The sequence below is a fragment of the Stenotrophomonas sp. YJH_SMC_16 genome, assembly GCF_059367875.1.
In genome coordinates, this window is the sequence record NZ_JCAFRH010000001.1 from 1,029,676 (window position 1) to 1,050,569 (window position 20,894).

The window sequence follows — 20,894 nt, forward strand, 5'->3', positions numbered from 1 at the left end:
CCCACGCTCGGCTGCTCTTTGCCTCAATACCAATCACTCCTCAAGCGGCCATCGACTCCACCCATAGGGGTATTCCCCGATGCGCGTGGCCAGCCCAGCACGCACCGGATTGGCCGCGATATACACCGCCTGCGTGTGCAGGCATTCATCGCTGCGCAGCGCGTGGTCGTAGTATCCCGGCTGCCAGATCGGCGCGTTGGCATCAGCGCGCCTGCCGATGGAACGCCCGCTCCGTGATTTGAGGATCTGCATGCAGCCGGCAAGCGTGCCGGTACGGAGTTCGAACAGCCAATGCAGATGATCCGGCATCACCACCCAGGCGAGGGAGGAGGTCCGCCCCGTTCGCTCTACGGTGCGCAGTGCTTCGATCAGCAGATCGACGTTGGCCTTGTCGTCGAACCAAGGACGGCGTGCGCGTGTCACAGCCGTGATCGCGTAGACATTGCCGGTCTGCGACCAGCGACCAAAGCGGAGTGCGGGACTGGCCACGCGAAGAGGCTATGGCACGCATGACAGCCCTTCCATCAGTGCAACACCGCAATGCTTGTCAGCCAACACCCTGAGGTAGAGCCGAGCCCATGCTCGGCTGGCGCGCGAAGCAGCCGAGCATGGGCTCGGCTCTACAGGAACAGGCGTTACCCCACGCCGTGCAGGTGTTCGTACAGGATCGTCGCGCCGATGATCACCAGGATCACGCCACCGATGATCTCGGCGCGCTTGCCGACCATGCTGCCCAGCACGCGGCCGAGCATGATGCCGACGGTGACCATGGTCAGCGTGCACAGGCCGATGACTGCGGCCATCACACCGATATGCACGTCCATGAAAGCCAGGCCGATACCCACCGCCATCGCATCGATGCTGGTGGCGAAACCGGTCAGCGCCAGCTTCCAGAAGCCGTGGTGCTGCGAAGGATCTTCGTCTTCCTCGGCGCTGTCCGGACGCAGGCCGTTGTAGATCATGTGGATGCCCAGCGCACCGAGCAGGCCGAAGGCGATCCAGTGGTCGAACGCTTCCACGTACTGCAGGGCGGCACGGCCGAGCAACCAGCCGATGATCGGTGTGATCGCCTCGATGACGCCGAAGATGATGCCGGCGCGCAGCGCATCGCGGAACACCGGCTTGCGCATGGCCGCACCCTTGCCGATCGCCGCGGCGAAGGCATCGGTGGACATGGCAAAGCCGATCAGGAGGATCGAAATGGGGGACATTGGCGGCTGCTGAGGTCGGGCAAGGACGGACGCACGGCTCGCGCTCGCGCCCAACCTGACGTTGCGCGCGCGGGCCGCTGGTCTCGCCAACCATCATGGTTGTCCACGCCACGGCGCACTGGCCGAGTGTGTTGACGTGGACGATTCCTGCGAAGGAATCCGGCTACTCCCCAAGGGGACGCGCAGCTTAGCACCGAGATTCGCGCATGGCGCATCTGCGGCGAAACGCGCAGGCAGGGCTGGTTTGTATAGCGATGGCTATATCAGCCCCGCACTGCGTGCCGGAGCCGAGCGTAGGCTCGGCTCTACAGTTGCCCGTCAGGCATCGTTGTTGCCGGCATCGCGCAGCGCGCCCAGGAAGGCGCGCAGCGAGGCCGGCTTGATCGGCTTGGTCAGCACGCGGTAGCCGCGTTCGCGCGCCATCCGCTTCAACTCGTCGCGACCATCGGCGGTCAGCAGCGCGCCGGGCAACGGGTAGCCCGCAGCCTCGCGAAGTGCCACCAGCGCATCCAGGCCATCCATGCGGTCGTGCAGGTGGTAGTCCACCAGCATCACCTGCGGGCGCTCGGCGATCTTCTCCAGCGCCTGGTCGACGGTGGCGGCAGTGATCACCTGCACCTGCCAACGGCCAAGCAATGCACGCATGCCGTCGAGGATCTCCTCATCGTTGTCCACGCACAGCACGCGCAGGCCGGCCAGCGAATCGCTGCGCACCGGTGCGGCCACCGCCTGTACCGGCGTGGCCAGCTCGGCGTAGCCCGGCAACGGCGCCACACGCGGCAGGATGATCGAGAACATCGAGCCGCTGCCGACGCGGCTGCGCGCATTGAGGCGATGGTCAAGCAGGCGCGAGATGCGCTGGCAGATCGACAGGCCCAGCCCCAGACCCTGCTCGCCCCAGTCGAACGGCTGCTGGTAACGGTGGAACTCATCGAAGATCTGCCGCATATGGTGCTCGGGAATGCCGGGTCCGGTATCCCATACCTGCAGCTCCACCTCATCGCCACGATGGCGCACCGCCAGCACGATGCGCCCCTGGCGGGTGTAGCGCAACGCGTTGGCCAGGAAATTCTGCAGCACGCGGCGCAGCAGGCGGCGGTCACTGCGTACCCACGCCGGGCGCGCGAACAGGTCCAGGCGCAGGCCACGACCTGCCGCCACCGGCGTGTACTGCGCCGCCAGTTCGCGCATCAACGCACTCACGTCGAACTCGCCGATGACCGGGTGCAGGCCACCGGCATCCAGCCGCGACACGTCCAGCAGGCCATCCAGCAGTTCTTCGGCCGCGCGCAGCGACGCATCCACGCGTTCGGCCAGGTGCTTCTGTTCGTCGCTCACGTGGTCGCTGTCGCGCAGCGCCGAAGCGAACAGGCGCGCGGCGTTCAACGGCTGCAGCACGTCGTGGCTGATCGCCGCCAGGAACCGCGTCTTCGACTGCTGCGCGACCTCGGCCTCGTGCGAGCGCTCGGCCACGCGCTGTTCCAGCGTCTCGTTGGCTTCCAGCAGTGCTTTTTCCGCGTGCTTGTAGTCGGTGATGTCGTTGTAGCTGGTCACGTAACCGCCGCCGGGCAGCGCCTGCCCGCGCATCTCGATCACCTTGCCGTCGCTGCGGGTGCGCTCGAACACGTGCGGTGAACCGGCACGCATGTAGCCGATGCGGCGATTGATCTGCACCTCGATATCGCCCTCGCCCAATTCGCCGCGCTCGGCGTTGTAGCGGATCAGGTCGGCCACCGGGCGGCCCACATAGAGCATGCCGTCGGGGTAGCCGAACATGTCCTGGTAGCGACGGTTCCATGCGGTCAGGCGCATGTCTGGATCGACCACGCTGACACCGGCGCTGATGTTCTCCAGCGTGGTCGACAGGATCTCGCGGTTGAAGCGCAGCTCCTGCCCCGCTTCGTCCAGCACTGCCACCACTTCACCCAGGTCCATGCCCGACCCGCGCAGCAGGCTGGTCAGCAGCAGGCGCGCCGATGCCGCGCCAATCGACGCGGCCAGCAGGCGTTCGGTGAACTGCACCCACGGCCGGTCGGCGGGCGCCGAGGATTGCAGTTCACGGCCCAGTGACTGCGCCTGCTCGAAGAACGAGCGCCGCGCATGGCGCTCGCCGACCACGCGCGAGGCCAGCGCCAGCAGATCGCCCACATGCACGTGACCCGGCCAACCGCCGGCCACCGACGGGCGTTCGGCATACGGGTCGAGGAACGGTGCTGCGCGCAGGCGCTCGTCGACACCGGGTCGCCAGCGTGCGGACACCAGCATCATCGTCGCCGCGTTGACCAGCAGCGACCAGAACGTGCCATGGGTCAACGGGTCCCAGCCGGTCATGCCGAACAGCTGTTGCGGGCGCAGCCACTCGATGCCGAACGGGCCGTGCTGCACCCAGCCAGCATCAACCCAGCCGGCCATGGTCATCGCCGGCAGCAGCAGGGTGTACAGCCAGGTGGCGAAGCCCAGCAGCATGCCTACCTCGACGCCGCGACGGCTGGCACCGCGCCAGTACAGGCCGCCGATCAGGCCCGGTGCGAACTGCGCCACTGCAGCGAACGCCATCAGGCCGTACGACGCCAGCGTGCTGTCGTTGCTGCTGGTGCGGTAGTAGCTGTAGGCCATCAGCGCCAGCAGCAGGATCGCCAGGCGGCGGATCCACAGCACGCGCGAGGCGACATCGGCCGCTTCCTGGTGGTCGCCACTGCGGCGCAGCAGCACCGGCATCACCAGGTCGTTGCTGACCATGGTGGCCAGCGCGATGGACGAGACGATGACCATCCCGGTGGCGGCAGAGAAACCGCCCACATAGGCGATCAGTGCCAGCGCGTTGCGGCCTTCGGCCAGCGGCAGCGCCAGCACCATCGAGTCATCGGCAACGCTGCCGCCGGTGCCGAACAGGGTCACGCCGGCGGTGGCGATTGGCAGCACCATGCCCGAGATCAGCACAAGATAGCCACCGAACATCCAGCGCGCGCGGCGCACATCGCGCACGTCACCACATTCGACCACGGCCACGTGGAACTGGCGCGGCAGGCAGATGATGGCCAGGAAACTCAGCAGCGTCTGCGAGATGAATCCCACCGGCGGCAGGCCGGTGAACAGCGTATGCACCGACTCGACCACTGCGTCGGTGCGGTTGCTCAGCCACAGGTAGGCGAACACGCCCACCGCCACCATCGCCAGCAGCTTGATCACCGATTCGAAGGCGATCGCCAGCATCATGCCGTGGTGGTGCTCGGTGGCATCGACCTGGCGGGTGCCGAACAGGGTGGCGAACAACGCCATCAGCAGCGCCACGTACAGCGCCGGATCGGTGAAGAAGCCGGTCGGGCCGGTGTTGCCGGTCAGTACCTGCAGGCTCATCGCCACTGCTTTGTACTGCAGCGCCAGGTACGGAATGATGCCAATCAGCGCGATGATCGCCACCAACGCCGCCAGCCGCCGCGAACGGCCGAAGCGCGAGGAGATGAAATCGGCGATGGAAACCACGTTCTGGCTGCGCGCGATCAGCGCCAGGCGCTCGATGATGCGCCAGCCGAACAGCAGCAGCAGCAGCGGGCCGATGTAGATGGGCAGGTAGCCCACGCCGTTGCGCACGGCGGTGCCGACCGCGCCGTAGAAGGTCCACGACGAGCAGTACACGGCCAGCGCCAGGCTGTAGACCACCGGCCGCAGCCACGGCCGGTCGGGGTACATCGGCCGACGGTCGCCCCACCACGCCACGCCGAACAGCAGCGCGGCATAGGCAACCGAGACCAGCAGCAGGATCCAGCTGGAGACCACGCGTGCGTTTCCGTCGGAAGAACCCGCAGTGTAGGCCAGGCGTGGCCGGGGGTGCGGGCTCGTTGGGGCAACCACCCCCACCAGGGTGGGGGCCTACGCGGTGCGGGCCACGACCGTTGGTCGTGGCCGGCTTCTTACTGGGCCGGCACGCCCATTTCCTTCAGCAGTTCCGGCGCCGGGTAGACCTTGGCCAGCAGCCAGCGCAGATAGCGCATGTCCACGTGCACGGCGCGCTTGTAGCGCGGGTCGAACCACCAGCTGGCGCTGACCGACTCCCAGTTGCTGTCGAAGTTCAGGCCGATCAGTTCGCCCTTGGCGTTGAGCACCGGCGAGCCGGAGTTGCCGCCGGTGGTATCCAGGTTGGTCAGGAAGTTGACCGTCTGGGTCTTCAGCGCCGGGTCGGCGGTGCTGCCGAAATCACCCTTGGCGATCGCCGCCAGCAGCGGCTTGGGTGCATCGAACGGGTAGGCGTTGGTGTTCTTCTCGACGATGCCGGCCACGGTGGTCACCGGCGAATAGGTCACGCCATCACGCGGGTGCAGCGCCTCGACCTTGCCGTAGCTGATGCGCAGCGTGCGGTTGGCATCCGGGTACACCGCGCGGCCCTGCTTGGCGCGCCAGGCGAACAGCGCCTGCATGTAGGCCGGGCGCAGGCGCAGCTGCTCGCCTTCACGGGTCTTGCTCTCGTTCTCGATGCGCAGCTGCGCGGCCACCAGCGGGCCGGCCACGGCGATCAGCGGATCGGCGGCAAGTGCCTTGCCTTCGCGGGCGGCGGCGAAACGGGACAGGCGTTGCGCCTCGTCACCCAGCTGGGTGCCGGCGTAGAGGGTGTCCAGCGCCTTGGACAGCTGGGCCGGGGTACGGCCGAAGGCGGCGTCGAACTCGGCCACGCGCTGCGCGTCCGGCAGCTGCTGGTAACGGGTCAGCAGGGTGGTCAGCAGCGCCTTCTCGACCTCCGGCGCGTAACGGCGCTGGACCTGCTTGAGCACGCCTTCGATCATCGCCTGGTCGCGCTGCTGGAAACCGCTCTCGCGCTGCGCGTCCGGCTTCGCCGATTCGATGCGCAGGCGCTCCAGCAGCAGCGCAGAGCGCAGCAGCTGGCTCTGCGCGGCCATCTGGTCCAGCAGCAGGTCGCGCTCGCCCACCGCCGCACCCTGGGACAGGTTGGTCAGCAGCGCCTTGATGTCGCCCTGATACTTGCGGTCGGTGGCAGCCAGCATCGCCGTTTCATCGGCGGCGCGCTGGGCTTTGGCGTCGCTGCGCAGCAGGCCTTCCAGTTCACCGGCGGCGCGCTTGCGGTTGTTCTTCAGCGACTGCAGCTGCGAGGCGTAGCGGGTGCGCGCCTGCGCATCCTTGGCGCTGGCGGCCTCGATGGTGTCGATCATCTGCTGGAACACCGACACGCGGCGCGGCAGCACGGTATCGATCTGGCCGGCGAATTCAGCGGCGGTGCGATGGCGGTAGGTGATGCCCGGGTAACCGGCCAGCATCGCGTAGTCGCCTTCCTTCGGGCCTTCCACCGACATCTGCAGGTGTGCCGGTGCCTGGTAGGGCACGTTGTCCTTGCTGTAGGCGGCCGGCTTGCCGTCCTTGCCCACGTAGGCGCGCAGCAGGGTGAAGTCGCCGGTGTGGCGCGGCCACATGAAGTTGTCGATCTCATCGCCGTAGTTGCCGATCGCACGCGGCGGCGCATACACCAGGCGCACGTCGCTCAGTTCCAGCTGGGCGATGCGGTAGAAGTCGGTGCCGTAGTACATGTTGGCCACCGAGCAGCGCACGCTGCCGTCCTTCTCGCACTCGGCCACGATCTGCTTGCTGGCCGCATCGACGGCGTCGAAGTAGGCGCGACCGGTCTTGCCACGCGCCTGCGCCAGCACCTGGTCGGTCACCTTGTCGAAGCCGACGGTGACCAGCACGCGGAAGTCCGGGTTGGCCGGACGCTCGTCGGCACGGTCCTTGGCGATGAAGCCACCGTTGATCAGGTCGTGCTCGGGCGAGCTGTTGTACTGGATCACGCCCATCGCCACGTGGTGGTTGGTCAGCAGCAGGCCGTCGGCGGACACGAACGAACCGGTGCCGCCACCGGCACGCACCACCGCGCTCAGCGGCGGCGCAGTGACGTTGGCCAGGTCGGCCGGATTGCCCTTGAAACCGGCTGCCTGCAGCGGCTTGGCCAGTTCCGGCAGCTGGGTCGGCATCCACATGCCTTCGTCGGCGTGGGCACCTGCGGCGAGGGTCAGGCCCAGGGCCAGGGCGGTGGGAAGGGCTTTGCGTGGTGACATGAGGCAATCCGGTACGACAGAACAGCCCGGGACCATAGCCGCTGGGGCCGGATGGGGCAACGGCCGATGGTTGGGGGCACCGATGCTGGCTAGAATCAGGCACGGATACCAGGGAAGGACCGATGATCGCAGGAATCGATCTGGGCACCACGCATTCGACAGGGCCATCTGCCGCCGAGGCGCTTGCCGACCGCATCGTCCGCAACGGTCAGCAACGCGATCCGGCAGACTTCGCAGCCTGGCTGCAGCAGTCCCCGGAACTGCAGCCCCCTGCGGATGCTGGCGCGGTGAACCTGGCAACCTGGCAACGGCTGATGAAGGGCACTACGCCGTTCCCGCAAGCGAACTTCGAGCAGCTGGCCGACCGCTTCCAGTGGTATGACCGGGACAGTATCCGCGAGTGCTACGACATGGCCGCCCTCGGCCACAGCATGCACCTGTGCTGGTTGCTGGTGCCAGGCAACGAGACCGCGCTCGCCCGTTACATGCATCTCGAGAATGCGCCGGTTTCGGTGGTGCAGGCCCGCACCCGTGTCGCCCGGCTCAGTGGCCCCTGGCACCCACTGCGCGCACACATCCAGGCGCTGTCCGCGCGCACGCGGCACGAAATGCGTGAAACGCTGCATTACCTTGTCGGCGTGCCTGTGATGGCGCACGTGGCGCTCCCACCGCCATTGCAGCGCAGGCAGGTCATGTTCTGGGCGGCCGCATGCGACGCCCTGCACCATTCCGTGCCGTCACGCAGACGCTTCACGCGGCGAACGGTCACTTTGGCACTGCTTCTGACGTGCGCCCTGCTGGCCACCATCGCAATCCTCCGCGGGGTATTTTCCAGCTCCCCCGGCAATGCAGACAGTGATCGTTCAAGCCTGCAGCCCCCACACGAGGCAAACCCATGAGCAACTGGATGGACCTGCTGGAGCGCGCCAAATCCACCGACCCGCAGCCTTTCGCGGTGTACCTGCAGGGCCTGCGCAGCCAGTGGTCCCTGGACGAGCGCGCTGAAGCCAGTGCCAGGGTGCTGCAGGCGCTGCGCGCGCGGCAGGCGCCCATGAACCTGTCCGAAGCCGCGGCGCTTTACCAGGCCTTCGGCTGGGACGACGCGGGCTGCGGCCTGGCACCAGGCGAACTGCGCGAGCTGGCCGAACACGCCTGGCAGGACTGGCTGCAACTGCCCGCGCAGACCGATCTGCTGGCCCAGCAGATGGAGGCGCGTGGCGGGCGCTGGACCAGCCACGATGACGCTGCCAGCCGCCTTCAGCAGCTGCGCGAACCGCGTTCGCACCTGCGCAACCTGATGTCCGCGCTGCCGCTGCGCGTGCCGCGCCAGGCCGCAGCGTTGATGGACGTACTGGGCTGCCAGGAGGACCGTCCTCTGCCGCCCGGCATCGATGCGGGCCAAGCCCGTTTCTGGGCCGGCGCCAGCGATGTCACCCGCCTCACCGCGGCACAGTTGTCATTGCTGCGTGCACTGCTGGCAAGCGTGGCGCTGACGTTGATGGCCTTCATCGCGTTGGCCACCACCCAGATCGCCAGCACGCTGCTGCCCTACCAGTCGGAAGAGCAGCGCAGGGCGATCGTGCTGGGCACGGCAGCGCTGGCGCCACTGCTCGGCACGCTGCTGGCCATTGGCCTGCGTCATCTGTTCGTCTGGCAGAGCGCCCCTGAAGACCCGTCCGTGCCGCCTTCCCGGCTGCGTTGGCTGACCCTGCCGGTCGCCTGCGCAGCCATCGCAGCGGTCGGTGCCGCCGTCTACCTGTGGGTGCCCTCGCCTTCGCTGTGGTTGGCACCGCTGTGCTGGCTGCTGGCCTGGACCGTGCTGGCCACGGCATGGATCCGCTACCAGCTGCGCCGGGGCAAGCCCGCCCGCATGGAATTGCCAGTGTCATTCCTGGTGATGCTGTCCGTGCTCAGCGTGCTGCCGGCGCTGCTGGGTGCGCTGCTGCTGTGGAGCATGGACCTGTCCGGGCACCGCCAGCGGCTGCGCCGCAGCTGAAGAAGCCGGGGGTCGGACCCTCTCAACGAAAGGGCACCGCCCCCGACCCGGTCATTTCTCCCGCCGCCAGTTGATCGACCCACGGTTTTCCACCGTGCTCGATTCCACTTCCACGTCGAAGCCGCGACGCAGCAGGTACTTCAGCGTGATCACCGAACCGGCACCGACCAGCGACACGCCGTAGCCGACGTACAGCTTGGGCGAGATGTACTTGCCGACACCGATCACCGAGCCGCCCAGCGCGCGCGACTGGCTCACACCGGCGTCGTCCAGGCCCAGCTTGGCGCCCAGCTGCGAAGCCAGCAGGCCGCTGCCGGCCGAGAGCGCTGCGGAAGCCGCGTTGACCTGCTGGGTCTGGTCGCTGCTGGCACCGGTCAGGCTGCGGCCCAGCACCAGGTAGGCCAGTGCTTCGGACTGCGACATCGCCGGCTCGGACCACACGTCCGCACGCGGCTGCTGCGCACGCCCGGTCACGTCGATGCCGGCGGTGACATCACCGATCCGGCGCTCGGCACGGATGTTGATGCGCGGGTCGGACACCGCGTTGTAGTTCCAGGTGAGGTTGCCACGGGTGATGGTCAGGTCCTGCCCATACGCCTTGTAGCGGCCACTGACTTCCAGCCCGCCATTGGCGGTCATTTCGCGGCCAGGCTTGGCCCAGACCTGCATCTTGCCGGTCAGCGCACCCTTCAGGCCGAAGCCGGTCATCTTCACCTTGTCGCCAAGGCTGACGGTCAGGTCCATGTCCAGCGGCGAGGTGCGCGACTCCTCCGGATCGGCCGGGTCCAGCACCACCACGTCTTCGGACACCGAGGTGCCACGGTCCAGGCGCTCAAGGTCGATATCGGCCTCGGGCACGTGCACGGTGCCACGCAGCTCCATCGCCGCCTTGGCCAAGGTGAAGTCGAGGTTGGGATTGGCGACGATGCGCAGCTCGCTGGTGTTGGACAGAAGCACGTTTTCGCCGTGGATCTTCAGCTGCAGCGGCTGTGCATCGCCAAACCAGGACAGGCCACCATCCACGTACAGCGTGCCCTGACCAGAGTTGGCCTGCGCGGTGATCTTGGCCGAACCGTCGGGCTGCGCCACGAAGCTGCCCTTGCCCTGGTCGAAGGTCAGGCCCAGCGCGGGGAATTCACCCTTGAAGTTGCTCAGCTGCGCGTCGCCACCCAGCGACGGCTGGCCACGCGTACCACGCAGGCTGACGTGGCCCTCGATCAGGCCGGTCGGTCGCACGATGTCCGGCGAGAACAGCTCCAGCCAGTACAGCCGCGACATATTGAGGTAGAGCTCGCCGTTCAGCGGTGCACTGGCTTCCCAGCCGGTCTGCATCCTGGCATCGACGAAGCCGTTGCCCTGGAAGCCCATGCCCAGATAGCCCTTGATGCTGGCCGGGGTCATGTCGAGCTTGAGCGAGAACTGGTCATAGCGCACCAGCTCGCCGCGGGTGGTGTCCCCCACGGTGTTGCGGTTCTCACCCAGGCGCACGCCGCCTTCCTTCGAGCGCACTTCCACATGGCCTTCCCATGCATTGCCGCGCGGGCGGATCTGCGCGTCCAGGCTGACATCGCCACGCAGGTAGATGCGACGGCCGGACTGCGGTGGCAACCACGGCTGCACCAGCGCAAGCGGCAGTGCATCACTGCGCACCACCAGGCCCTCGCGCGGCCAGTTGGCCTGTGCGCACAGCGTGCCGCTGCTGGTCGCGGCCAGGCACGCTTCGCCCAGGGTGTAGGTGCTGCCGTTGATCGCGAACGCCGCCGGTGCACGCAGCGACCAGGCATCGCCCTTCACCGGTGCGATGCGCAGCGCGGCCAGCTCGCCACGCCACTGCGCGCCCTGCTGGCGGACGCTGCCCTGCAGCTCGATCGCGCCCATCTCGTTGCGGGTCTGCGCCGCCAGGCGCAGGTTGGAGACACTGCCCTGCGCATCCACGTTCAAGCGTTCCAGCAGCATGCCGGCATTGACCTGCTGGCCCTGGATCGCCAGCGTGCCGCTGTCGCCGCGCCACGGCAGGTGGCCCTTGATGCTCACGCTCTCGGCGCCGTAGCCGTCCCAGTTGAGGTTGTTGCCGACCAGGTCGGCGGTGATGTCCGGCGCATCGCGCGGGCCCTTCACCTGTACCTGGCCACGCAGGCCGCCATCGGCGCCCGGCAGCAGATCGCTCAGCTGCAGTGGCTCGAAGCGTGCATCGATGTCGAGGCGATCACCGACCTTGCCCGACGCGGTCACCCGGCTGCTGCCCAGCGCCAGCTTCAGGTCACCCTGGCCCTGCGCGCCCTGCAGCGCGAACTTGCCCTGCGCGTCGAGGTTGCGCTGGCGCAACACGCCCTTCAACGACGGCAGATCGACCGTGGCTTCCAGCGTGCCGGCGGTACCCGGCGGTGCGTTTGCCGGCGGCGGCAGCTGGCGGCCCTTGGAGGCCAGGTTGCCGGACAGGCGGCCATTCCAGCCCGGCACGAAATAGCCGGGGTCGAAATCCTTCAGCGTGGCCTTGGCATCCCAGTCCAGCTGCGGTGCCCACGCCACCTGGCCTTCCACCTGCAGCTGGCCACCCGGCGTCTGCGCCTGCAACTGGTGGATCGACGCGGCCTGATCGTTGCCGCGCACGTCGAAGTGCAGCTGCGCCTTCTGCGCGTCGCGCTCGACCTCGGCGCGGCCGATCGCCGCCCAGGCCTTCAGGGTACCGGCCAGACCGAAGCGTGCTTCCTTCAGGGTGACCGGCACCGGTGCGCTGCCGGCGGTGTTCGGATCGGGCGCCGGTACGTAGGTCAGATCATGGGCGACCACCGAGAAGTTGAGCTTCTGCTGGTCTTCCTGGCTGAAATCGGCGGTGCCTTCCAGGCGCACCTCACCGCCAAGCCCCTTCACCAGCAGCGGTGAGACCTTCAGCACCTGGTCCTTCAGCGACACCACCGACGGTGCCAGTTCCAGTGCCTGATCGCCCTGCTTCACCTTGCCACGCAGGTTGGCGTTGCCGCCCTTGCCGGCAGCGGTGAAGTCCAGTGCCAGTGGTGTGATCGCCGAACTGGCCAGTGCCGGCGACAGCAGCGCCAGATCCAGCTCGTCGCTGCGGATGCTGGCGCTCCAGCTCGGATCGGTGCGGCCATCGAACACCAGCATCGCGTGCAGCGGCTTCGGCGCGCGCCCAGCTACGGCCACTTCCATGTGCGACAGGTCGCCACGGGCGACCAGGCCGACGGTGGCGGCCGTGCGGCCACGCGGCGCCGGCAGCACGGCGGTGACGGTCACGTCGGTGTCGTAGTCCTTGGCCGGGATATAGCGGCCCTGGGCAGTGAAATTGCCCATGTCGCTGTCCACCACCAGTTTGTGCGCCTGGAACTCGCCGTTGGCGATCTCGATGCCGCCACGCACGCGGCTGATGTCGATCACCGGCTCGTTGGCCTGGCTGATGCGGAAGCCATCGATGGCGATGGCATCGGCCTGGATCGCCAACGGCATCTCGATCTGCGGCAGCGAATCCGGCCACGACGGCAGCTTGAACGGCTCGTCACTCTTGGCCAGGTTCAGCGTCGCGTTGGTCAGCTCCAGCTTGTCCAGCAGCAGCTTGCGGCCCAGCAGCGGGCGCAGGTCCGGCTCCAGGTGCGCGCGCTCGGCGTGGAAATGGATGTCGTCGTAGCGGAAGTCGACGTTGTACAGGGTCAGCGGGCCGGCCACCGGGCCGTCCACCTTGTCCCAGGTGAAGCTGGCGCCCACCGGCAGCCGCGCCACCACCTGTGCCAGCAGCACGTCACGGCCGGCTACGGTCTGCAGCAGCCAGTAGACCGCCAGCAGGGCCAGCAGCACCAGGCCCAGCACGCCCACACCCGACCAGGCCCAGAAGCGGCGGCGGCGGTAGAAGCGCACGCGCGGCGGCGTGGTCGGGTTCGGAGTGGGTGCGGGCGTACTCACAGGTCCGCTCCGATGTTGAGGTACAGCTGGAACTGCGAATCGGGGTTGTTCAAGCCATGCGCGATATCCACGCGCACCGGGCCCACCGGCGATTTCCAGCGCACGCCGAAGCCGACGCCGGTGTGCAGATCAATGGTGTTGTCGAAGGCGCTGCCGGTATCGACGAACACCGCCGCACCCCAGGGGCCACCATTGAAATAGTGCTCGTACTCGGCCGAGCCGATCACCAGGTTCTTGGCACCCAGCGCGTATTTGTCCGGTGCAGGGGTCCGCGGGCCCACCTCGCGGTAGGCATAGCCGCGGATGCTGCGGTCACCACCGGCGAAGTAGCGCAGGCTCGGCGGCATCGCCACCAGATCGCTGGTCCAGGTGGTGCCACCCTCGCCGCGCAGGATCAGGCGGTTGCTTTCGCCCACCGGGATGTACCAGCGCAGCACGGCATTGGCCTGCACGAAGCTGGTGTCCGAGCCGGCACCTTCAACGCCGGCACGCATGGTCGCGGTACCGCTGATGCCCTTGCGCGGGAACAGTTCGTCATCGACGTTGACGTAGTCAGCGACCAGCTGCGGGTAGACCAGCGTCGAGGTGTTGTAGACCGCGTCGGTGAATTCGGTGCCGGAGGCATAGCGCCAGCGCTCGCGCAGCGCGTTGATCGAGGCGATCGCGGTCCAGTGTTCGTTGATCTCGCCGCTGCGGCTGGCGATCAGCTTGAAGTTGCGCAGGTCGATGTAGTCGGTCTGCTCGTCATACGCACTGGCAGCGAAGGTGTACCAGCCATCAAGCCAGTTGAAGGCCGGAATGCGGTAGCTGGTGACCAGGCTCTTGCGCTTCTGCGCATAGTCCAGCTGCGTGTTCATCTTGTGGCCGCGGTTGTTCAGCCACCGCCGTTCGATGCCACCGCGCACACCCGGGCCACTCTCGCTGCCGTAGCTCAGACCCGCGGTGTAGATGGTGCGCTTGGCACGGGTCAGCTTCACATCCACTGGCACTTCGCCATTCGCATCGGCCTGGTCGGGCCGCGGCTGGATGTCGATCACGCTGAAATAGTCCAGCTTGGTCAGCGACTCGCGCAGCCGGTCCAGCTTGCCCTCATGGAAATAGCTGCCCTGGTCCCAGTACACCAGCGGGTCGAACAGCTTGTCGACGAAGTAGTCCTGCTCGAAACGCACCGGCCCCATGTTGTAGCGGCGACCGCTGTCCCAGGTCAGGTCGATGTCGGCGGCGTTGTCGGCACGGGTGATCTGCACCTGGCGCTGGGTGTAGTCGGCATCGAAATAACCACGCTCCGCCAGGCGACGGGTGACGGTGATCTTGCTGGCTTCGTACTGCGTGTGCTCGAAACGCTGGCCCTTGCGCGGCTTGAACGCGGCCAGGTCGTCCTGCAGGTACTGGTCGTACATCGCCGGTCCGGTGATGTCGATGTGCTCGCGGCGGACGGTCACCGGGGTGCCCTTGTCGACATGGATCAGCACGCGCACGTGCTCGTCCACGCGCGGCGCCTCGACCTTGATCACCGGGTTGTAGTACCCGAACGGTTCCAGTGCCTGGCGGGTCTGCCGCTCGGCCTGCGACAGCAGGTACTCCAGGCGCGATTCGCCCTGTTCCTTGCCGATCGTGTCGTACAGCGACAGCGATTCCTGGATGTTCTCGATGATTGCGGCGTCGTCGCCCTTGTCCAATCCCTTGATGTCCACCTTGTCGATGGTGCCGCGCGCGTGGACCACAGAGGTGGCGGCCAGCGACAGGACCATCAGCGGCAGGGCGTATTTCTTTGGCTGCATGCGGCACAGCATACCGACCGAAGGTGACGATGCGAAATGCATCACGTCATTGGGGATCGGTTGTTAAGTGGCGGTCAAAATACGCGCCTTTGTGGCGATCATCGTGATCGCAGGCGAGGATGCCGGCATCGTGCGCGATGCCGGCAATGACCCCGATGGACATCCACCGGCACTACCGGTGGGTGCCAAGCATGCTTGGCACTACATCTCAGCTCGACAGATGCTCGATTGACGCGACCTTGCCCAGGCGCTCGCCCAGCATCGTCAGCAACGCCAGGCGGTTGCCACGCAGCGCCGGATCTTCCGCGTTGACCATCACGCCATCGAAGAACGCGTCGACCTGCGGGCGCAGGCGCGCCAGACGCGCCAGCACGGCCACGTAATCCTTCTGGTGGAGGCTGGCGCCGGTGTCGTCGATGGCGGCGGTGACCGCTTCGGCCAGCGCGCGCTCGGCGTCTTCCTGCAGCAGCGCCGGGTCGATCTGGCCGGGAATCTCGCCTTCGGCCTTGCGCAGGATGTTGCGGATGCGCTTGTTGGCCGCGGCCAGCGCTTCGGCTTCCGGCAGCGCGGCGAAGGTGCCGATCGCATCCAGGCGGCGGTCAAAGTCATACAGCGACGCGGGCTTCAGCTCGGCCACGGCGTTGAAGTGCGTGGCCGGCACGCCCTTGTCAGCGTAGTAGCCCTTCAGGCGGTCAAGGATGAAGTCGTACAGTTCGCCGATGTCGGCCTGCACGTTGCGCGCGGCCAGGCCGGCGTTGGCACTGGCCAGCAGCGCGCGCAGGTCCAGCTCGAAGCCGCTTTCGATGATCGTGCGGGCCAGGCCCAGCGCGTTGCGGCGCAGGGCGAACGGGTCCTTGTTGCCGGTCGGCTTCAGGCCTGCGGCGAAACCACCGGCCAGGGTGTCCACGCGTTCAGCAATCGCCAGCACCTTGCCCAGCGGCGACAGCGCGATGTCGTCACCGCCGAAGCGCGGCTGGTAGGCCTCGTCGATGGCCAGCGCCACCTCGGCCGATTCACCGCCGGCCACGGCGTAGTGGCGGCCGGCGATGCCCTGCAGTTCCGGGAATTCGTTGACCATGCGCGACTGCAGGTCGTTCTTGGCCAGCTGCGCGGCGCGCTTGGCCTGCGCGGCGTCAGCACCGACCTGCGGCGCGATCACTTCGGCCAGGGCGGCCACGCGCGCCACCTTGTCGGCCACGCTGCCCAGCTTGGCCTGGTAGGTCACCGTCTTCAGGCCGTCGCCCATCGATACCAGGCCCTGCTTCAGGTCCTCGTCGAAGAAGAACTTGGCATCGGCGAAACGCGGACGGATCACGCGCTCGTAGCCCTTGGCCACTTCGGCCACGTCCCTCGATTCGATGTTGGCGATGCCGATGAACTTCTCGGTCAGCGTGCCGCTGTCATCCAGCACCGGGAAGAACTTCTGGTTGATCTCCATCGTCTCGATCAGCGCTTCCTGCGGCACCGCCAGGAACGCGCGCTCGAAGCTGCACAGCACCGCCGACGGCCACTCGACCAGGTTCACCACCTGCTCCAGGTTGTCGTCGGTGATGCGGGCGCTGCCACCGGCCTTGGCCGCAGCGGCCTCGACCTCGGCGACGATGCGCGCACGGCGCTCGCTCGGATCGACCAGCACGAACGCAGCGCGCAGGGCTTCAACGTAGTCCTGCGGCTGCGCCAGCGACACGGTCTGGTCGTGGTGGAAGCGGTGGCCACGGCTGACGCGGCCAGCCTGCAGGCCGAACAGTTCGGCCTCGACCACGTTGGCGCCGTGCAACAGCACCAGCCAGTGCGCCGGGCGCGCGAAGCCCCAGGCGTGGTCGCCCCAGCGCATCGGCTTGGGAATCGGCATTGCCGCGATTGCCTCGCGCAGGATCTCCGGCAGCAGGCTGGCAGTGCTCGCGCCCGGGGTCACCGCGCGGTGCACGAAGCGCTCACCCTTGTTGTCGGTGGTCTTTTCCAGCGCGGTCCAGTCGATCCCGGCCTTGGCGGCGAAACCCTGCAGGGCCTTGGTCGGCTGGCCTTCGGCGTCCAGCGCGATGTTCAGGTACGGGCCCAGCACTTCGCTGTGCTGCTCAGGCTGTTCCAGGCCGACGCCCGGCAGCAGCACGGCCAGTCGGCGCGGGGTCGACAGCGGGCGCGCATCGCCCAGTTCCAGCGCGACGCCGCGCTTGCGCAGGCCTTCGACGACTCCGTCGAAGAACGCCTGGGCCAGGCCCGGAAGCGCCTTGACCGGCAACTCCTCGGTGCCCAGTTCGATCAGCAGGGGGGACAGTTGGCTCATCGGTTCGATCCTGTGATGGGGGCGCAGCGCGCAACGCGTCCGGCGCCCCGGAAGTTGAGAGAGGGAGGGAGCGGCCGTCAGGCCTTCTTCGCGCCCGGGAAGCCCAGCTTCTCGCGCTGCTCGTAGTACGCCTTGGCCACCGCCTGGGCCAGCGCGCGCACGCGCAGGATGTAGCGCTGGCGCTCGGTCACGCTGATCGCACGGCGTGCATCGAGCAGGTTGAAGGTGTGGCTGGCCTTCATCACCTGCTCGTAGGCCGGCAGCGGCAGGTTCACTTCCACCAGCTTCTGCGCTTCACGCTCGCAGGCGTCGAAACGGTGGAACAGCTCTTCCACGTCGGCGTATTCGAAGTTGTAGGTGCTCTGCTCCACCTCGTTCTGGTGGTAGACGTCACCGTAGGTCACCGGCTGGCCGTCCGGGCCGTAGGTCCAGACCAGGTCGTAGACGTTGTCGCAGTTCTGCAGGTACATGCACAGGCGCTCGAGACCGTAGGTGATCTCGCCCAGCACCGGGCGGCATTCCAGGCCACCGGCCTGCTGGAAGTAGGTGAACTGGGTCACTTCCATGCCATTGAGCCAGACTTCCCAGCCCAGGCCCCAGGCGCCCAGGGTCGGCGATTCCCAGTTGTCTTCCACGAAGCGCAGGTCGTGCACCAGCGGATCGATGCCCAGTGCCTTCAGCGAATCCAGGTACAGCTGCTGGATGTTGTCCGGCGCCGGCTTCATCGCCACCTGGTACTGGTAGTAGCGCTGCAGGCGGTTCGGGTTCTCGCCGTAACGGCCGTCGGTCGGGCGTCGCGACGGCTGCACGTAGGCCGCGTTCCAGCTTTCCGGCCCGATCGCACGCAGGAAGGTGGCCGGGTGGAAGGTACCGGCACCCACCTCCAGGTCGAGCGGCTGGATGAGCACGCAGCCCTGCTGGGCCCAGAACTGGTTCAGGGTCTGGATCAGTCCCTGGAAGGTGATCGGAACGGTCGGGGTCGCGGACATGCGTACGAGTCTTGGCCGGCAAGGGGGTGCGCTAGTATAACGGCCGACCTGCGGGGCATTCCGTACCCGGGAGGAGCAGGCAGATGGAACATCGGCTGCCGGCAGGCACGCCCGGCGAGGCGGGCGGCGTCCCGCTGCCCTGGGGACGGCTGCATTTCGAGCAGATTGCCGCGGCCCTGGTCGCCGATGACCTGGTGGCCGAGCAGGACCGCGAGCGCATGCGGTTTTCCGCGCAGGGCGCGCGCAACGCCAGCGAAGTGCACCCGCTGGTACTGCTGTCCAACCTCAAGCTGGCCGCCACCGGCGGCGGCGAACTGACCCTGGAACGCCTCACCGAGTGGCTGGCGCAGCGCACCGGCAGCCGCTACCTGCGCATCGATCCAACCCGGGTCGACGTCGCTGCGGTGACCGCGCTGGTGTCGCACGCCTACGCGCGCCGCCACCGTTTCCTGCCGTTGGCGGTGGATGCCGAGCGCGTGCTGGTGGCCACCAGCGAGCCGCTGGTGCAGGAATGGCGCCGCGACCTGCAGCACCTGACCCGCCGCCGCATCGAACTGGCGGTGGTCAATCCGCTGGACCTGCACCGCTACACCATGGAGTTCTACGGGGTGACCCGCTCGGTGCGCGGCGCCCGTGGCGACGTGCGCGGCGAGGCCAACACCACCCTGCCCAGCTTCGAGCAGCTGGTGGAGCTGGGCCGCACCGGCGACGTCAATGCCGACGACCAGCACATCGTGCACATCGTCGACTGGCTGCTGCAGTACGCCTACGAACAGCGCGCCTCGGACATCCACCTGGAGCCACGCCGCGAGATGGGGCGCATGCGCTTCCGCATCGACGGCGTGCTGCACAAGGTGTTCGAGGTCCCGCCGGCAGTGATGACCGCCGTGGTCAGCCGCATCAAGGTGCTCGGCCGCATGGACCTGGCCGAGCGCCGGCGCCCGCAGGACGGCCGCATCAAGACCCGCTCGCCGGGCGGCCGCGAGGTCGAGATGCGCCTGTCGACCATGCCCACCGCCTTCGGCGAGAAGTGCGTGATGCGCATCTTCGACCCGGATGCCGCCTTCAAGAGCATCGACCAGCTCGGCTTCAGCCCGCAGGAGGCCGCCGGCTGGAATGCGCTGGTCGAGCGCCCGCACGGCATCGTGCTGGTGACCGGCCCGACCGGCTCGGGCAAGACCACCACCCTGTATTCCACGCTGAAGCGGCTGGCCACGCCGGACGTGAACGTGTGCACGGTGGAGGACCCGATCGAGATGATCGCGCCCGAGTTCAACCAGATGCAGGTGCAGACCAACATCGACCTGGACTTCGCCAGCGGCGTGCGCACCCTGCTGCGGCAGGACCCGGACATCATCATGATCGGCGAGATCCGCGACCTGGAGACCGCACAGATGGCGGTGCAGGCCTCACTGACCGGCCACCTGGTGCTGTCCACCCTGCATACCAACGATGCGCCGTCGGCGGTCACCCGCCTGCTCGACCTGGGCGTGCCGCATTACCTGCTGGCCAGCACCCTCAACGGCATCCTCGCCCAGCGCCTGGTGCGCACGCTGTGCCCGCACTGCAAGCAGCCGCACAGCCTCGGCGCCGCCGATTGGGCGGTGCTGGCTGATAGCCATGCTGCATATCCAGATGCCGCCACGCCCTGTCGGCCGGTCGGTTGCCTGGAGTGCCGGCGCACCGGATTCCTTGGCCGCATCGGGCTGTATGAGTTGCTGCCATTGGGCTCGCGGCTGCGCGGGCAGATCCGTGCCGACATGGATCTGGCCGGTTTCAGCCGGGCCGCACGGGCTGAAGGGCTGCGAACCCTGCGCCAGGCCGGGCTTGAAAAGGTGGCGCAGGGGCTGACTACAATCGAGGAAGTCCTGTCAGTCCTGCCGCCCCCGGATGAACCCAGCCCCGTTCCTGATCCTTGAAACCGGCCGCCCGGTACCGTCGCTGCGCCGCTACGGGCGCTTTCCGCACTGGATCCGGGTCGCCGCCGGGCTGGAAGAACACGAAACGGTGGTGGTCGATGTCGAACACGGTGGCGCTCTGCCCGACCCACATGCGTTCGCTGGCGTGCTGGTGACCGGCTCGGCCGCCTTCGTCACCGACCACGCCGAATGGAGCGAGCGCAGCGCCGCATGGCTGCGCCAGACCGCCCACGACGATCTGCCGGTGTTCGGCATCTGCTACGGCCACCAGCTGCTGGCACACGCGCTGGGTGGGGAAGTGGCCTACAACCCGGCCGGGCGGGAATCGGGCACGATCGAGCTGGAACTGCAGCCGCAGGCGGCGCAGGACCCGCTGTTCCAGGGCCTGCCGCAGCATTTCGCCGCCCATGCCACCCATCTGCAGACCGTGCTGCGCGCACCTGATGGCGCCGAAGTGCTGGCACGCTCACCACTGGACGGCTGCCATGCCTTCCGCTGGGGCCGCCAGGCCTGGGGCGTGCAGTTCCATCCGGAATTCGCCACCCACCACATGCGCGGCTACGTGCGCGCCCGTGCCGACTGCATCGGTCGCCACGGCGGTTGTGCCCGCAGCATCGAGCGTGCGGTCAGCGCCGCGCCGCTGGCCCGCCAGCTGTTGCGCCGCTTCGTCCGCCAGGCGCGGCTGTCTTCAGCCCAGCCGGCGGCAAAACAGGGATAATCGGCGGCACGGGCAGCCGCCCGGC

12 protein-coding genes are annotated in these 20,894 nt (G+C 67.7%); 4 read left to right on the forward strand and 8 right to left on the reverse strand.

All coding sequences use genetic code 11. The annotated features are described in order from the left end of the window. Positions 1–33 precede the first annotated feature (33 nt). The 4 genes from AC5P6E_RS04640 to AC5P6E_RS04655 all read right to left on the reverse strand — a co-directional run bounded on the left by AC5P6E_RS04640 (position 34) and on the right by AC5P6E_RS04655 (position 7,270). On the reverse strand, positions 34–489 hold the full coding sequence (locus AC5P6E_RS04640; protein WP_019337937.1) for an REP-associated tyrosine transposase: 456 nt from the start codon (positions 487–489) through the stop codon (positions 34–36). A gap of 146 nt (positions 490–635) precedes the next feature. Then, positions 636–1,211 (reverse strand): manganese efflux pump MntP, encoded by a 576-nt coding sequence (locus AC5P6E_RS04645; RefSeq protein ID WP_010482394.1) that lies wholly within the window; start codon positions 1,209–1,211, stop codon positions 636–638. A 318-nt stretch (positions 1,212–1,529) separates the two neighbouring features. Continuing rightward, positions 1,530–4,988: a NahK/ErcS family hybrid sensor histidine kinase/response regulator gene (locus AC5P6E_RS04650; protein WP_071305610.1), complete on the reverse strand. Its 3,459-nt coding sequence runs from the start codon at positions 4,986–4,988 to the stop codon at positions 1,530–1,532. 134 nt (positions 4,989–5,122) lie between these two features. Beyond that, positions 5,123–7,270: a S46 family peptidase gene (locus tag AC5P6E_RS04655; RefSeq protein WP_401740510.1), complete on the reverse strand. Its 2,148-nt coding sequence runs from the start codon at positions 7,268–7,270 to the stop codon at positions 5,123–5,125. A gap of 122 nt (positions 7,271–7,392) precedes the next feature. On the opposite strand from AC5P6E_RS04655, the gene AC5P6E_RS04660 reads away from it, so the two are divergent. Beyond that, a complete protein-coding gene (locus tag AC5P6E_RS04660; RefSeq protein ID WP_019337941.1) occupies positions 7,393–8,169 on the forward strand; it encodes a hypothetical protein in 777 nt (258 codons plus the stop codon). After that, complete coding sequence (locus AC5P6E_RS04665) at positions 8,166–9,266, forward strand: hypothetical protein (protein ID WP_019337942.1); 1,101 nt, start codon at positions 8,166–8,168, stop codon at positions 9,264–9,266. The genes AC5P6E_RS04660 and AC5P6E_RS04665 overlap by 4 nt, the downstream gene beginning before the upstream one ends. A gap of 51 nt (positions 9,267–9,317) precedes the next feature. On the opposite strand, the gene AC5P6E_RS04670 is transcribed toward AC5P6E_RS04665, so the two are convergent. The 4 genes from AC5P6E_RS04670 to glyQ all read right to left on the reverse strand — a co-directional run bounded on the left by AC5P6E_RS04670 (position 9,318) and on the right by glyQ (position 18,232). After that, a complete protein-coding gene (locus tag AC5P6E_RS04670; protein WP_329834259.1) occupies positions 9,318–13,178 on the reverse strand; it encodes a translocation/assembly module TamB domain-containing protein in 3,861 nt (1,286 codons plus the stop codon). Continuing rightward, positions 13,175–14,971, reverse strand: a complete 1,797-nt coding sequence (locus tag AC5P6E_RS04675) for an autotransporter assembly complex protein TamA (protein ID WP_100051389.1) — start codon at positions 14,969–14,971, stop codon at positions 13,175–13,177. Before AC5P6E_RS04675 ends, AC5P6E_RS04670 begins: the two co-directional genes overlap by 4 nt. Before the next feature lie 196 nt (positions 14,972–15,167). Next, the gene (gene glyS / locus AC5P6E_RS04680) at positions 15,168–17,243 is read right to left on the reverse strand and encodes a glycine--tRNA ligase subunit beta (protein ID WP_495230729.1); all 2,076 of its coding nucleotides are present in this window, start codon (positions 17,241–17,243) and stop codon (positions 15,168–15,170) included. Positions 17,244–17,320: 77 nt separating this feature from the next. Then, positions 17,321–18,232, reverse strand: coding sequence for a glycine--tRNA ligase subunit alpha (gene glyQ, locus AC5P6E_RS04685; protein WP_019337946.1), 912 nt, complete (start codon positions 18,230–18,232; stop codon positions 17,321–17,323). Between the two features lie 83 nt (positions 18,233–18,315). Between glyQ and AC5P6E_RS04690 the strand changes: the two genes are divergently transcribed. Both AC5P6E_RS04690 and AC5P6E_RS04695 read left to right on the forward strand, forming a co-directional pair. After that, a complete protein-coding gene (locus tag AC5P6E_RS04690; RefSeq protein ID WP_019337947.1) occupies positions 18,316–20,151 on the forward strand; it encodes an ATPase, T2SS/T4P/T4SS family in 1,836 nt (611 codons plus the stop codon). Next, positions 20,123–20,869 carry a glutamine amidotransferase gene (locus tag AC5P6E_RS04695; protein ID WP_010482408.1) on the forward strand — a complete coding sequence of 249 codons (747 nt, stop codon included), beginning with the start codon at positions 20,123–20,125 and terminating at the stop codon, positions 20,867–20,869. Before AC5P6E_RS04690 ends, AC5P6E_RS04695 begins: the two co-directional genes overlap by 29 nt. Positions 20,870–20,894 lie beyond the last annotated feature (25 nt).

What these genes read in the sequence shown, in the direction of transcription:
- AC5P6E_RS04645 (WP_010482394.1), bottom strand. Translation starts at nt 1,211, where the DNA reads ATGTCCCCCATTTCGATCCTCCTGATCGGCTTTGCCATGTCCACCGAT.
- AC5P6E_RS04655 (WP_401740510.1), bottom strand. Translation starts at nt 7,270, where the DNA reads ATGTCACCACGCAAAGCCCTTCCCACCGCCCTGGCCCTGGGCCTGACC.
- AC5P6E_RS04660 (WP_019337941.1), top strand. Translation starts at nt 7,393, where the DNA reads ATGATCGCAGGAATCGATCTGGGCACCACGCATTCGACAGGGCCATCT.
- AC5P6E_RS04665 (WP_019337942.1), top strand. Translation starts at nt 8,166, where the DNA reads ATGAGCAACTGGATGGACCTGCTGGAGCGCGCCAAATCCACCGACCCG.
- AC5P6E_RS04675 (WP_100051389.1), bottom strand. Translation starts at nt 14,971, where the DNA reads ATGCTGTGCCGCATGCAGCCAAAGAAATACGCCCTGCCGCTGATGGTC.
- glyS (WP_495230729.1), bottom strand. Translation starts at nt 17,243, where the DNA reads ATGAGCCAACTGTCCCCCCTGCTGATCGAACTGGGCACCGAGGAGTTG.
- glyQ (WP_019337946.1), bottom strand. Translation starts at nt 18,232, where the DNA reads ATGTCCGCGACCCCGACCGTTCCGATCACCTTCCAGGGACTGATCCAG.
- AC5P6E_RS04690 (WP_019337947.1), top strand. Translation starts at nt 18,316, where the DNA reads ATGGAACATCGGCTGCCGGCAGGCACGCCCGGCGAGGCGGGCGGCGTC.
- AC5P6E_RS04695 (WP_010482408.1), top strand. Translation starts at nt 20,123, where the DNA reads ATGAACCCAGCCCCGTTCCTGATCCTTGAAACCGGCCGCCCGGTACCG.